At 64.1% G+C, this 12568-nt stretch carries 16 protein-coding genes and 1 pseudogene; 7 read left to right on the plus strand and 10 right to left on the minus strand.

Features of this window, described 5'->3' with window-relative positions:
• Window positions 1-23 precede the first annotated feature (23 nt).
• On the minus strand, window positions 24-1028 hold the full coding sequence (locus HSR122_RS00130) for a succinylglutamate desuccinylase/aspartoacylase family protein (RefSeq protein WP_229110637.1): 1005 nt from the start codon (window positions 1026-1028) through the stop codon (window positions 24-26).
• Between the two features lie 94 nt (window positions 1029-1122).
• Here HSR122_RS00130 and HSR122_RS00135 point away from each other — a divergent pair, with 94 nt between their 5' ends.
• A complete protein-coding gene (locus HSR122_RS00135) occupies window positions 1123-2484 on the plus strand; it encodes a putative ATP-dependent zinc protease (RefSeq protein WP_229110638.1) in 1362 nt (453 codons plus the stop codon).
• Between the two features lie 139 nt (window positions 2485-2623).
• Here HSR122_RS00135 and HSR122_RS00140 read toward each other — a convergent pair whose 3' ends face one another.
• The 4 genes from HSR122_RS00140 to HSR122_RS00155 form a co-directional block, all read right to left on the minus strand.
• Window positions 2624-2980: an RNA polymerase Rpb4 family protein gene (locus tag HSR122_RS00140; RefSeq protein WP_229110639.1), complete on the minus strand. Its 357-nt coding sequence runs from the start codon at window positions 2978-2980 to the stop codon at window positions 2624-2626.
• A gap of 3 nt (window positions 2981-2983) precedes the next feature.
• A complete protein-coding gene (locus HSR122_RS00145) occupies window positions 2984-3274 on the minus strand; it encodes a 50S ribosomal protein L21e (protein ID WP_229110640.1) in 291 nt (96 codons plus the stop codon).
• An 81-nt stretch (window positions 3275-3355) separates the two neighbouring features.
• Window positions 3356-3622 (minus strand): elongation factor 1-beta, encoded by a 267-nt coding sequence (locus HSR122_RS00150; protein WP_229110641.1) that lies wholly within the window; start codon window positions 3620-3622, stop codon window positions 3356-3358.
• A gap of 2 nt (window positions 3623-3624) precedes the next feature.
• Window positions 3625-3804 carry an HVO_2753 family zinc finger protein gene (locus HSR122_RS00155; RefSeq protein WP_229110642.1) on the minus strand — a complete coding sequence of 60 codons (180 nt, stop codon included), beginning with the start codon at window positions 3802-3804 and terminating at the stop codon, window positions 3625-3627.
• Window positions 3805-3934: 130 nt separating this feature from the next.
• On the opposite strand from HSR122_RS00155, the gene HSR122_RS00160 reads away from it, so the two are divergent.
• Window positions 3935-4375 (plus strand): metal-dependent transcriptional regulator, encoded by a 441-nt coding sequence (locus HSR122_RS00160; RefSeq protein WP_229110643.1) that lies wholly within the window; start codon window positions 3935-3937, stop codon window positions 4373-4375.
• Between the two features lie 10 nt (window positions 4376-4385).
• Here HSR122_RS00160 and HSR122_RS00165 read toward each other — a convergent pair whose 3' ends face one another.
• Window positions 4386-5021, minus strand: a complete 636-nt coding sequence (locus HSR122_RS00165; protein ID WP_229110644.1) for a hypothetical protein — start codon at window positions 5019-5021, stop codon at window positions 4386-4388.
• A gap of 266 nt (window positions 5022-5287) precedes the next feature.
• Window positions 5288-6334 carry a glutamine-hydrolyzing carbamoyl-phosphate synthase small subunit gene (gene carA / locus HSR122_RS00170; protein WP_229110645.1) on the minus strand — a complete coding sequence of 349 codons (1047 nt, stop codon included), beginning with the start codon at window positions 6332-6334 and terminating at the stop codon, window positions 5288-5290.
• 102 nt (window positions 6335-6436) lie between these two features.
• On the opposite strand from carA, the gene HSR122_RS00175 reads away from it, so the two are divergent.
• On the plus strand, window positions 6437-6850 hold the full coding sequence (locus HSR122_RS00175) for an Lrp/AsnC family transcriptional regulator (RefSeq protein ID WP_229110646.1): 414 nt from the start codon (window positions 6437-6439) through the stop codon (window positions 6848-6850).
• 335 nt (window positions 6851-7185) lie between these two features.
• Here HSR122_RS00175 and HSR122_RS00180 read toward each other — a convergent pair whose 3' ends face one another.
• The gene (locus HSR122_RS00180) at window positions 7186-8607 is read right to left on the minus strand and encodes an RNA-guided endonuclease InsQ/TnpB family protein (RefSeq protein WP_229110647.1); all 1422 of its coding nucleotides are present in this window, start codon (window positions 8605-8607) and stop codon (window positions 7186-7188) included.
• 84 nt (window positions 8608-8691) lie between these two features.
• Between HSR122_RS00180 and HSR122_RS14965 the strand changes: the two genes are divergently transcribed.
• Together HSR122_RS14965 and HSR122_RS00185 are read left to right on the plus strand one after the other, a co-directional pair.
• Window positions 8692-8922: a winged helix-turn-helix transcriptional regulator gene (locus HSR122_RS14965; RefSeq protein WP_394355533.1), complete on the plus strand. Its 231-nt coding sequence runs from the start codon at window positions 8692-8694 to the stop codon at window positions 8920-8922.
• Window positions 8923-9016: 94 nt separating this feature from the next.
• Window positions 9017-9604, plus strand: coding sequence for a hypothetical protein (locus HSR122_RS00185; RefSeq protein WP_229110648.1), 588 nt, complete (start codon window positions 9017-9019; stop codon window positions 9602-9604).
• On the opposite strand, the gene HSR122_RS00190 is transcribed toward HSR122_RS00185, so the two are convergent.
• Window positions 9593-9973, minus strand: a complete 381-nt coding sequence (locus HSR122_RS00190; RefSeq protein WP_229110649.1) for a hypothetical protein — start codon at window positions 9971-9973, stop codon at window positions 9593-9595. The two genes, HSR122_RS00185 and HSR122_RS00190, sit on opposite strands and share 12 nt — an antisense overlap.
• 81 nt (window positions 9974-10054) lie before the next feature.
• Here HSR122_RS00190 and HSR122_RS00195 point away from each other — a divergent pair, with 81 nt between their 5' ends.
• The gene (locus tag HSR122_RS00195) at window positions 10055-11161 is read left to right on the plus strand and encodes a bactofilin family protein (protein WP_229110650.1); all 1107 of its coding nucleotides are present in this window, start codon (window positions 10055-10057) and stop codon (window positions 11159-11161) included.
• A 40-nt stretch (window positions 11162-11201) separates the two neighbouring features.
• A pseudogene (locus HSR122_RS14970) lies at window positions 11202-11426 on the plus strand (flavodoxin domain-containing protein); the annotation flags it as partial.
• Between the two features lie 94 nt (window positions 11427-11520).
• Here HSR122_RS14970 and rtcA read toward each other — a convergent pair.
• Entirely contained in the window at window positions 11521-12546 is a 1026-nt protein-coding gene (gene rtcA / locus HSR122_RS00205) for an RNA 3'-terminal phosphate cyclase (protein ID WP_229110652.1), read from the minus strand.
• Between the last annotated feature and the right edge of the window lie 22 nt (window positions 12547-12568).

Genomic DNA, 12568 nt, shown 5'->3' on the forward strand with positions numbered 1-12568 from the left:
CAGTGTACTTAAAATCCAGCAGGTCACCGCTCGTGGGACTCGATGGCTGTCCTGGTTCGTTCGTCGACTCGCACGATGTGACACAGCGGGTTGCCGGGGTAGACGACCGGGTTCTCCAGCACGCCGACCAGCACCCCGTCGAACGGTGCCTCGACAGCGGTAGTAGACGTCTTGAAGGGGTTTGCGATCGTCGCGATCCGCTCGCCCGCCTCGACGAACGCCCCTCGCTCGACGCGGACGTCCACCAGCCCGCCCGCGTCGGCCCGCAACCAGGTCTTCTCGCCGGCGTCCTCGACCACTGTCCGCCAGCCCGGCCAGTGGACGTGGGCGCTCTCCAGGAGGCCGAACTCCGCGAAGACCGAGCGGACGCCGTCGAGCGCCCGGTCGATGAGCGACCGCTGGAAGCGGTGAGCCTCGCCCATCTCGACGGTGATCGTCGACGTTCCGGCGGCCGTCGCCTCGCGCCGGAGCGTCCCCTCGGCCCCCTCGCTGTCGATGATGACGTTCGAGGCGAAGGCCCTGGCGACCCGCTCGACGGTGTCGTCGCCCATGTCCGCCCGGACGTGCAGCATGTTCGACCGCCCGCGAGTCGAGGTGTGCAGGTCGATCCCCAGGTCGGCGGGCGCGACGAAGTTCTCGAAGATCCGGGCGGCCATCCGCTGTGCGCCGGTCCCGGTTCTGTCGCCGGGAAACGCCCGGTTGAGGTCGCGGTCGTATATCGGCAGGTATCGCTGCTGGGCGATGAACCCCGGGACGTTGAGGATCGGCAGGCAAACGAGCCGACCGCGAAGTTCCGAGAGATCCCACTCGTGGGCGACCTCACGAACGACCTCGATGCCGTTGAGTTCGTCGCCGTGCGTCGCCGCGGTGATGACGACCGTCGGACCGGCCCGCTCGCCGACCACGATCGTCACGGGCATTTTGACTGGATCGCCCAGATACGTCTCGCTGACGGTGTACCGGATGTTCTGGGTCTCTCCTGGATCGACCCGCCCACCGTCGTAGGTGAACGGCGCTGGCTGCTCCATACCCCCTCAGACGTGTGGAATGGTAAAACGTGTGGCGGGCAGTGGCAATTGGGTCGCCCAAGCGTTCTTGACTGTCGGACTCGCATCTCCGTCCATGACCACGTCGACTCCCGTCACCGTCGGTGTTCTCAGCCTTCACAACAGCAAGGAGACCAAGGCAATCTGCAACGCCGTCGAGGCGCTGGGCCACGACCCGGCGTGGCTCCGCCGAGAGAACACGGAAATCGACATCACGGACAGCGAGGTGACGATCCAGCCGGACGTCGATATCGTCGTCAATCGGCTGCTGCTCTCGAAGTCGACCGAACCCTGCGAGGAACTCGGCCTGGCTCGCACGCTCGCACACCTGCGCCCGACGCTGAACGGCCCCGCCGCGACGCTGACCGCGGTGCACAAGGTCGCGACGGCCGTGACGCTGGCGGAGGCGGACGTGCCCGTCCCGGACGCACTGATGGCGCTGGAATCGGAGCGGCTCAACGACTGGCTGACCGCCGGCGACACCGAGGCCGTCTACAAGACCGCCATCGGGACGAACGGCGGCGGCACCTGGAAAGTCGGGCCCGATGAACGTGTCAACGCCCGCGTCGGCAACCGCTACGCGTTCCTCCAGTCGCTGATCGAGCGCGAGGGCGAGCCGACCCGTGATCTGCGGGTGTACGTCGTCGACGACCGGGTCGTCGGTTCGATGTTCCGGTACGCGCCCGACAACGACTGGCGGACCAACGTCGCGCTCGGCGGCGACGTCGCCGATGCCAGCGACGAGGTCCCGGAGCCAGCCCTCGACATCGCGCGCCGGGCGACTGACGCCGTCGGGCTGGATTACGCCGGCGTCGACCTCGTCGAGAGCGACGACGGCTGGCTGGTGCTGGAAGTCAACCCCACTGCGGGATTCAAGGGCCTCTACGAGGCGACCGGGCGCAGTCCCGCGCCGTACATCGCCGCCCACGCCATCGAGGAGGCCGGCGGCACCGTCGACGCCGACCGCGTCGCCGATCTGGCGGCGGTCCTCGACGACTCGGTGCCGACGTGTCGGCCCAGCACTGCCCCGGCCAGTACCCTCGAACGGCAGACTGTCGGCTACATCGAGGAGGTCATCGTCAGCGGGACCAGCGGCTCGACGACCGCCCTCGCCAAGTCCGACACCGGTGCCACCCGGACCAGCATCGACACCGGTCTCGCCGCAGATATTGGAGCCGGCCCGATCAAGTCCATCACGAAGGTCAAGTCCGGTAGCCAGAAGGTATCGAAGAGCCGGCCGGTCGTCGACCTCGTCGTCGCCGTCGGCGGGAGTCGCCACACCGTCACCGCCAGCGTCGAAGACCGCAGCCACATGCAGTACCCCGTGTTGCTCGGCCGCGACATCCTCCAGCACTACCGCGTCGACGTCTCTCGACGAGCCGACACGGACGGCGAAGACGAGGACAACGAAGAGGAAGAGGCGAGCGCCGAAGAGTGACGATACGGATGTTGGACGCCAGTCCCCTACCGACCACCAGAAGGTGAAGAGTCCGGTTCATACGGTCGGTTGTAAGTCTGTTCCAGATCGATCGCATCCGTTATGCGATCGTACCGGTAAATCGTTACAACCGACCGTATCAGGCGTATTTCGCGACGACGTTGAGGATGTCGTCGAGTTCGTCGCCCGACAGCGAATAGCGTTCCTGAGCGAACACGGCCCGCAGTTCGTCCCGGTCCTGGGGCTGTAGGTTGGCGATCTTGTACGCGGTGGCCTCGTCGACTTTCTCCAGATCCTGCAGTTCGTCGACGAACTCCCGGGACTCCTCGACGTCGAGCGTCGCAAAGCGATTGACGTGTTCGATGGCCCGCGTGAGTTCGTAGCGCATCTCCCGGTCCTCGTCGAGCGCGCGCTCGCGTTCGATGTCCTCGAGGACGTCCTTGGCCTCGGCGAGGGTCAGGTACTCCTCCTCGAGTTTCTCCTTGAATATGGTCATCGCTTACTCCTGTCGACGGAGGTGCGCGGCCTTGACGATCAGCGTCTTCTCGACGCCGTCGTCTTTGATCTGGACCTTGTAGGCTTTCCCCTGCGTGCCGACGACCGTTCCAGTGTGGCCGTTGAACCGCGGATGAAACCGGCCCTCGGCGACGCTAGGATCGATCGCCAGATGGACGGAATCGCCCGCTTCGAACTGCTGGACGGCGCGCTGTGGCGGCGACGTTCCTCGATCGCGTGGGTCGTTTTTGAGTTTGTTCCGCGTTCCCTCGAGCGGACCGTTCGAACTGGGCATTCTTGCCGTTCGGTAGTCCGGTCGGGCATATAAAACGTGCGTTCCGCCACCGTCGTGGCTCGGCGTGACACGCGGGCCGGGCTAGACGCGACCGACGTTCTCGACCGAGACGCTTTCGACGCCTTCGACCTCGCCGAAGGCCTCTTCGACGGCCTCGGTGCCGCCGGCTTCGTCGGGAACGATGACGGTCGGCAGCAGCGCGACCAGCCCGAACGCGACCTCGTCGCGCTCGAAGCCGTTGATTTTCGCCCCCTCGGGAAGGGACTGCTCGAGACGCTCCTGGAGCGCGTCCAGGTCGACGTCCGGACTCTGCGGCATGACCTTGATCTTGGCAGCGACTTTTCCCATGGTTATGGACCCGTGAACCCGCATTCGGGGCACTCATAGAGGTTGCTCTGCTTGCGGCACTTCGCGCAGCGGTAGATCTGGTGTCCGCACTCGGGACACTTGAACGCGGCGGCGTTCGTGCCGGAGACGTTGATCCCACACGAGATGCACTTTTGCCGGCGCTTTTGCTGGCTCTCGCTCATCCGTACACGTTCTTTCGCATCGCGGCTTTTAAGCTAAGCGATACTCTCTGCGGCCCGACGGACGCGCGGCGACCGAGGTCCTGGCGGCGTCGGCGCTAGGCTTTTGCTTGCCGGGCGGCGAGAGTCGATAATGAGCCACAGTCGAAACGAACCGGTCAGCGAGAGCGTCCAGATGTACCTCAAGGAGATCTACCTGCTCTCCCGTGACGGCGAGTACGCCAAGACGGGTGAGCTGGCCGACCGGCTCGACGTCTCGCCGCCCAGCGTTACCGAGATGTTCGGTCGCCTGGAGGAGAACGGTCTCCTGGAATACGAGAAACGGCGTGGCGCGGTCCTGACCGACGAGGGCGAGTCGCGTGCGCGGCGACTCCTGCGCAAGCACTGCCGGATCGAGCGGTTTCTCGTCGAGCATCTCGGGGTGGAAGAGGGGTTTCACGAGGAAGCGTGCCGGCTCGAACACGTCATGAGCGACGACGTGGCCGACCGGCTCGACCGCTACGTCGAACTCGAAGCCGACTGTCCGGACTGCTACGATCCCGACCGACAGCACTGCTCGAAGCTGGACGTGTGATACGGTATATTTATCCTGTTTCGGACAGCCAATCCGGTCGCGAAACAGTCGTTTGCCCGATATTGGTTATCTCGTTGGTGCCTGCCTGTAGCGATGTCGTGTCACTTTCGAACTGTGGTGTATACTCGAATTCGAGAATCCCGCCGGATTCAGTGACGAGGAGGCTTCCGTCGGCACCGGTGTACGCAACTTCGCTCATTTCCTCTTTCCGATCGTCGCTGACGCCGGTAACTGCGAACTCGATGGTGGTTTCTCCCTCGACTGTCCGGGTGCTGGTCGGCTCAACCCGAACAATTGAGAGCAGCGCCGGGAGGAGAGTGTTGACTGCCCAGAGCGAGAGTGGCCGGTACGCTTTTTCGACATCCGTGAACAGGCGTGGGGACCTACCCTCGTAGACAGTTTGACCAGTAACGTCGTATTCGTAGTAAGTTCCGTCGTAAAACGCCTCGATATGGTTCGCATGGTCGTGGTACCGCAGTCGCAACCGTCTGTCAGCGGGGACGGCTCGAACCGTGAATTCTGTCGGCTGTCCGCCCGTTGTCTCGCCGGTGGCGTCGATCGTTTCCAGCACCCACTGCTCGGTATAACTAGAGCGAGCAAGCAGGTACTCTCGTTGGGCAGTGACGACCGCGTCGGTGTCCGCCATGCCGCTCTCGGAAAACCCGTTGGGATAGGACAGCCCCGATACGGTAGCGGTCCCTGGGTCTCCAGTTGTACTCCGAGGCGTATCTGTCCCCGTCTGCGTCGAAGGCGACGTGTCTTCCGATGGGTTCAGGCACCCGGCAGCGCCGAACGTGCCAGCTGCTCCGAGGACAGTGAGAAAGCGACGGCGCGTCCGTGGCATATCCGCATCATGATATTCAGAATATAAAAGTATTACCCCCTTAGACGCCCGATTATCGTATCTGGAGACTACTCCTCCGCTAGTTCAAGCACGTCGTCGAAAAAGCCGAGCGAATCGTGCGGCCCGGGATTGGCCTCGGGGTGATACTGCCGGGTGATGATCCCCAACTCCTCGTTCTCCAGACCCTCGGGCGTGTCGTCGTTGACGTTGATCTGCGTGACGTCGAGGTTGTCGCCGGGCTCGGCGACCGTATAGCCGTGGTTCTGGGTCGTCATCACGACCTGATCCGTGCGAAGGTCACGCACGGGCTGGTTGACGCCGCGGTGGCCGAACTCCATCTTCTCGGTCTCGCCGCCCAGCGCGTTGGCGACGACCTGCTGTCCCAGACAGATCCCCGCGATCGGCACCTCGCCGACGTAGGTGTCGACGACCTCGCCGGCCCGCTCGAAGTTCTCCGGATCGCCCGGCCCGTTCGAGATGAAAAGCAGGTCGGGATCGACCGCCTCGATGTCGTCCTCGGTGGCGTCGTACGGCAGGACGTGCACCTCGGCGTCGCGCTCGACCAGCGAGTCGATGATCGACCCCTTCGCGCCGCAGTCGACCAGCGCGACCCGCGCGCCGTCGCCGCCCTCGTTGTAGACGACCTCCTCGGCGACGCTGACCTGCGCGCCGATGTCGCGGTGCTCGGACATGTGCTTGCACTGCTGAAGCTGTTCGATCGCGTCGTCCTCGGTCGCGTCCGGGCCGGCGGCGATCCCGCACTTCATCGCCCCCTCGTCGCGGATCTCGGTCACGATGTCCCGCGTGTCGAGGTGATCGACCGCCGGGACGCCCTCGCCCTCGAGCCACTCGGCGACGTCGTCGGTCAACTCGCGGGCGACGACGGCGTTGGGCTGGACGCGGTCGGACTCGAACCGCTCCTCCCGGACCCCGTAGTTGCCGATCAGCGGGTACGAGAACGTCAGGATCTGCTCCTCGTAGGAGGGATCGGTCAGGCTCTCCTCGTATCCGGTGTAGGCGGTCGTGAACACCAGCTCCCCGTTGGCTGTCCCGGGAGCGCGTGCACGAGCCTCGACGATGCGTTCTCCTTCGAGCGCCACGTAGGCGTCAGTCATTACGAGATACGTACGAATGACCGGCAGATAAGCGTTGCTTTCGAAGCACGGTTACGAAATTCGTAATCCTCAAGTGACGACCCCGGGAAGATACACACCTCGATGGACGAACTGGACCGGGAGATCCTCGGGATACTCCGCGAGGACGCCCGGACACCCTACACGGAGATCGCGGACGACGTGGGAACCTCGGAGGGGACCGTCCGCAATCGGGTCGAACAGCTGGTCGAGGACGGCGTGATCGAGCGCTTTACTGTCGCGACCCGGACGGGCAACATCAAGGCGATGATCGAGTTGCGCGTGGACGTCAACGTCGACACTACGAGGGTCAGCGAGCGCCTCGCGGAGTGGCACGAGATCGACTTCGTCTGGCAGGTCGGCGGCGAGGAGGACATCGTGCTCGTCGTCGACTGCGCCGACACCGCCGGCGTGAACGATCTCATCAGACGGGCCCGGGAGTTAGATGAAGTCGTGAATACGAAGACGAGGTTGATCCTCGACGAGCGCGTGGGCTGATGGACGAAAGCCCACGCAAAGATTCGGGGATGCGCCGAGTGAGGTTGATCCTCGACGAGCGCGTGGGCTGATGAACGGAAGCCAACGCGAAGATCCGGGGATTCGCCGAGTGAGGCTGATCCTCGACGAGCGCGTGGGCTGATGAACGGTCACTGTAGTTTACAGTGGCACGCATTCACAAAGAGCAAAGACGACGAGCACGTATGGCGTTCGATGTCGGACGCCTTCCCCGAAATCGCCGGCGACAGGCTCGAAGAGGGAGACTGGGAACAGCGAGCGCGCACGGATTGACATCCTCCCACGGCTGAAGGCCATGGGATTCCTCGGTGGGTGATTCAGGCCGTGCCTGACTCTGAGGCAAGATTCCCCTCGCGGGTACTCCGGTTTGTGGGCCCCTCTTTGGTCGCGTGACCACGCTGTCGCCAGCAATGGTCGTCCCACTCAAGGCGAGGCACCTTGCGATGTCCCCTCTCAGGCCCATTCTGACCTGAGTCCACAGGCCGTGCCATCGGCCTTTCTCCGGTGAAATCAATATCGCCATCCACCACACTTTGCAGGAAATTCTCGCTTCCCACCACATCGCTGTGGCCTTCAAAGCCACATCCACCACACTGGAACACGTCACCGGTGCGCGAGACGTGCGTCCCTTCATCGCAGCGTGGGCATTGACTGGATGTGCCTGCCTCTGACTTTTCTTCAACACTGACGCCACACTCCCCCTCTAGAACGGTCTGCATCCTGCGACGGAAGCGACCGTGCGCCCAGAACAGATCCGTCTTCTCATTGACCGTCGCTGACCAGTGCCTCTCACGAACATCATCTAACTTCCCGATATACACTGCTTCTACACCCCACCCTGAGAAGAGACCTGCAAGGTGGCGAACGAGAGCGTCTTGAGCGTGATTGCGCTGTCTCGTGCGCTTCGCATACAGCTTCTCTACCAATCGACTGCGATCCGTCTGTTCGGGAAGCTGGGACTGCAACTCACTGATTCGTTCGGTGTAGTGGTGGAAGCAGTCGAACAATGGACGGGCGTGGAACACGCGCTGGTGGCCTTGTGTAGTGGTGACGGCGACGAAATTGTTAGCACCGACATCCACGGCGGCCACGCATCCCTCGTCGCTGGAATCCGTGGCCCGTGTTGTGTCGTGCAAAAATGTGACTGGCTGCCGTGCCGTGAATGATTCGGTGGATCGGTCGTACACCAGCTCTAGGCGGCCACCGTGGCCGTCGTATTGCGGATCGCCTTTGATCGGAACGCGGATGCGTTTGTTGAGTGGAATGCCGTACTTCTCTTTCAACTCGCTGCCGAGTGCGAGTTCGATCCGGCTGTGTTCGCCCCACTCGACAGTGTAGGCGTCGTTGCGAATGCACGCTTTCAGGACTCGCTTGCCGTCGTCTTTCCAGTAGCCGGGCACACCGGGTTTGTCCTCGCGTTCACCGTCGTAGTAGTCATCGAGTTGCTCGAAAAACGCATCCCACTGCTCATCACACTTGTCGAGCATCTTGTCGGTGATTGCTCGACCGAGAACTGGCTGGAAGCGGTTTCGTATCTCTGTTTTCGTTTTGGCATTCCACACATCGCTTCGCGTCTGGTCGTCGTCGAAGTAGGCTTGTCGGCGGTGGTAGGTGACGATGTTGACGAGGGCGGCTGCCGAGTCCAGCAACTCGATGAGGCACACCTTCTTCCACTCCGCCTTCGGAGCGAGTGCGAAGGTGTTCGTTCGCGTTCTCTTTTCCTCGTTTGTAGCCGCCATCGTCGTGTTTAGTTATTCGTGTTCCAGAAGTATAAATCCTGTGGGACACTGGTGTTTTTGTTCGAGGGATGGATACAGTCCGATATGGCAAAGGACGGGATCGGACGACCGAGAGATGTGACGTGTGAGGACGTGTTGACAGCGTTTGACGATGTTGACAAACCAGTGGCGACTGGCACACTATTGGCTGAAATGCTGGATGTATCGAAACAGTCTGTACTCCGACGATTACAGGAGTTAGAAAGAGAGGGGCGGGTTGAGCGATGGAAAGTTGGCAGTCGCGCTGTCGTCTGGTGGCCGACCGAAGAATCGTAACGTGGGAATCACGGCTAGAGTGTCGCCTGTGGACTGATTCTCTATGCCTATTGCTTGCACCCACCCCTGAAGGGGATGGGCTTCCGCTCGCTGCGTGTCAACGGTGTTCCGGACGCCGACGGCCTCGGTCGTCGGCCACACAGTCCTGTATGACGACGCCGCGCTCCGGAAAGCGCTCGGGGACGCAAACAGCTATCTCCCGAACGGGGACGCAAAGGGAAATCTGATGATCGATATCGACGACGGGATCGGATCCTGGCGGTTTTTCTTCGCGACGGCGCTATCGTTTCGGCCGCCAGTTGCGCCCGGGATCGGCACGGCGTCGATGCGGCCGATGGTAGTCAGCGAGGCGAGACGCTCGTTCGAGGACGACATGCGTGCACGCGGATTCAAAGACATCGACCGCGGCCGAAGCCAGCGCGCCCGAACACGCGGGGGCAAGCGCATGAGCCTGAACAAACTGACCACGCGCTATCCGATCGAGGACGGGCCGATCGACGCGCTCGATATCGAGGGATGGCTCGGCGTGTGGTCGACCGGAGGCTCCTTCCGGATCGCCGGTGGTTGCTACCCGACCGGAGGGCTCGAGACGCTGCTCGACGCTGCCGACGGCGATCGCCCCGAGGGAGACCCGGGCGGGTACCGGGACGAACTCCTCGAGTTGATCCGGTCAGTGCAGTGATCCGTATCCCCGAGAGCGAATCCAGGAGACGACGGCCACGAAAGCAGCAACGAGGAGAGCGACACCGACGAGTGTTGCGAGGTTGATCCGTGCTCCCAGCCCGGCGAAATCGACGTACAGGACGCCCAGCAGAAGGACGACCGCGTATCCGAATCCACCGGTCCCGTCGAGGAGACTCTGGGCGGTCGGTTCGAGACGCGCGTAGCGACCCGCGACCAGCAGGACAGTCACGGTGCCGATCAGGAGACCGACAGGCAGGCCGACGATCGCCGAGAACTCGTAGGGGAGCGCCTCGATGAGGACGACTGCGACCAGCAGCGCGACCGTAAACCCCGTACCGAGTGCGACTGATACCGTTCGAATGTCCATCCTCCGCAGTTCGTCCGCCAGGATCATATCATTACGGAATAGCAATCCGTTTTATTACACTTGCGAGAGAAGAGTAACAGTATGAAGCGTCAGCAAGCGGTCAGCGGGGGACTCGTGCTGCTGGTGGCGATCGCGGTCGTCGCGGGGGCGTTCACCGGCGTCGCGGCAGCCGAAACCAGAACGGGTGGGACAGTCGTCGTCGAAGAAGGTGAGACAATCGACGGGTTGTCGACGTTCAGCGGGACGGTCATCGTCCGCGGGACGGTCGACGGGAACCTCGACGGGGTCGCCGGAACAGTCGTCATCGAGGAGTCGGGCGTCGTCACTGGCAACCTCGCCGTGACCGCCGGGAGCATCACCGTCGCCGGCGAGGTGAACGGCAACGTCGACGTGGCGGGGGGTTCGCTGACGCTGGCGCCGACCGGCGTGGTCGACGGAGATCTGAACGCCGGCGTCGGCTCGATACGGCTCGCGGGGACGGTCGGCGGTGACGCGATGCTCGGCGGGGATTCGATCACGCTGGCGGAGACGGCCAGCGTCGGTGGCGACGTCAGATACGCCGAGAACGCCGACTTCACTGACGAGGGGGCGACAGTCGACGGCTCGGTCAGCGCCGATCCCGATATCGGATCGGGCGGGTTCGACCTCCCGGACGTGCCGGGGTGGCTGTTCACCGGGTACGCGATTCTCGTCAACCTCGTGCTCGGTGCGGCGCTGCTCGTTGCGATGCCCGGCTTCTCCCGGCGCGTCGACGAGACGGTGAGCACCGAGGCAGCAAAATCAGCGGGCGTCGGCGTGCTCGCGGCGCTCGGAATCCCGATCGGACTCGTGGTGCTCGCGGTCACGATCGTCGGCATCCCGCTGACGCTGGCTGGCTTCGTCGCGTTCGCGCTGCTCGCGTGGGTCGCGCTGCTGTACGGCCGGATCGCGGTCGCCGCGTGGGCGCTCCGGCAGGCCGATATCGACAACCGGTGGCTCGCGCTCGTGGCCGGTATCGTCGGGTTCGGGGTGCTCGGCCGGATCCCGATCCTGGGCGGGTTGCTCAGCCTCGCGACGTTCCTGCTGGGGCTCGGCGCGATCGCGCTCGTGCTGGTCGAACTCCGACGCGGGGACGGCGACAGCGACGAGTCCGAGCCGGCGGCCGAGCCGCCGATCGAACCCGACGACAGCGACGCTGGCGCGATCTGATTGCCGGCAGGACCGGCGAGCGTGTTGACATGCGACGACACTGGGCGTGACGGGCGGACACGACGTGGCGGCGTTCGACGCCGTGCTGGTCGGGTCGTCGATCCACGTCGGCAAACACCAGCCGGCCGTCGCCGAGTTCGTCACGGACCACGAAGCGGCGCTGTCGGAGTGACCGACCGGGTTCTTCCAGGTGTCGTTGTCCTCGGCGACCGACGACGAGGAACGGCGAGCCGAGGCCGCGGCGTATGCCGACACGTTCGTCGAGGGACGGATCGGCGCGACCGCACCCGAGGAGTGACGGTATCACGTCAGAGCGTGACCGAGAGCCTTCGTACGCTGGACTGTGGCCAGGGACCGTCTCACGCCGGATGGTAACCCGGCGACGTGAGAAGCACGGTCTCGTCGCCCGAGTCGATCGAGACGTCGTAGCCGAACTCCGACAGCACCGATCGATGGGTCCGGACGTGGTCGGTGCGTTCCGGAACGACGACGCGGCCGCCGGCTATCGCGAGAAAGACCAGCAACTGATCGGCCATGTGTCGATCGACGGCCGCGTCGGTCTCGCGGAACTGCTCGAAGTCCTCGACGGCCAGGTCGGCGACAGCCTCGGAGGGACGGCCGGGCTCGCCGAGCGCGTCGAAACCGGCAAGCGTCCGGTCGTAGCGTGCCCGGACGACGAGCGACGAGCCCGTCGAGCGCGTCTCAGCGTACCTGACTGTCCGCTCTCCAGGCGGGACACCAGTCTCGCCGAGTCGTTCGAAGACGCGATCGGCCTGCCGATCCGCCACGTCGCTGGCTTCGAGATCCGCCGAAGCGGTGGAGTAGACATCGACCGCCCGCAGCGAACCCCGGGCACCGAGGTCGATCGGCGATAGCGACGACAGCGACAGCCGAAGTGTCACTTCCCCGCCGCCTTTCGGGTAGAACCCGACCCGATCGACCTCGAGTTCGGCGTCCAGTCCGAACCGGGCGAGCAACGGGAGTTTGACGTGCCGGAGATACGCCACGGGCGGCGACCACTTGACGTCAGTCCCGCCGGTCGCAGTCACCGTGAGCGGGTCGTCGAGCACGGTCGCCAGTGGCAGGACGGTATCGAGCAGCAGCGTCACGCTTCCGGCGGTTTCGATGTCGGCCGAGAGCGTGTGCCGGCGCATGTCACCGGGCTCGAAGACGAGCGCTTCCGAGCCGAGAGCCGCTCCCTCGAGGTCGGCGTCACAGTACTCGGCGAGCAACTCGACCGCCGCGAGGTGCTGGGGCTTGAGTCCGGGTTCCGGCCGCGAGCCACGGATCGACTCGATCCGGACCGACGTGTCGGTGATCACCGCGAGCGAGAGGCTCGTCCGCAGGAGTTGTCCCCCGCCGTCTGCACCGTCGACTGTGAGCATACGAGGGCCATCGACACCCAGC

Origin of the sequence: Halapricum desulfuricans, assembly GCF_017094525.1 — an archaeon.
GTDB classification, from domain to species: Archaea; Halobacteriota; Halobacteria; order Halobacteriales; family Haloarculaceae; genus Halapricum; species Halapricum desulfuricans.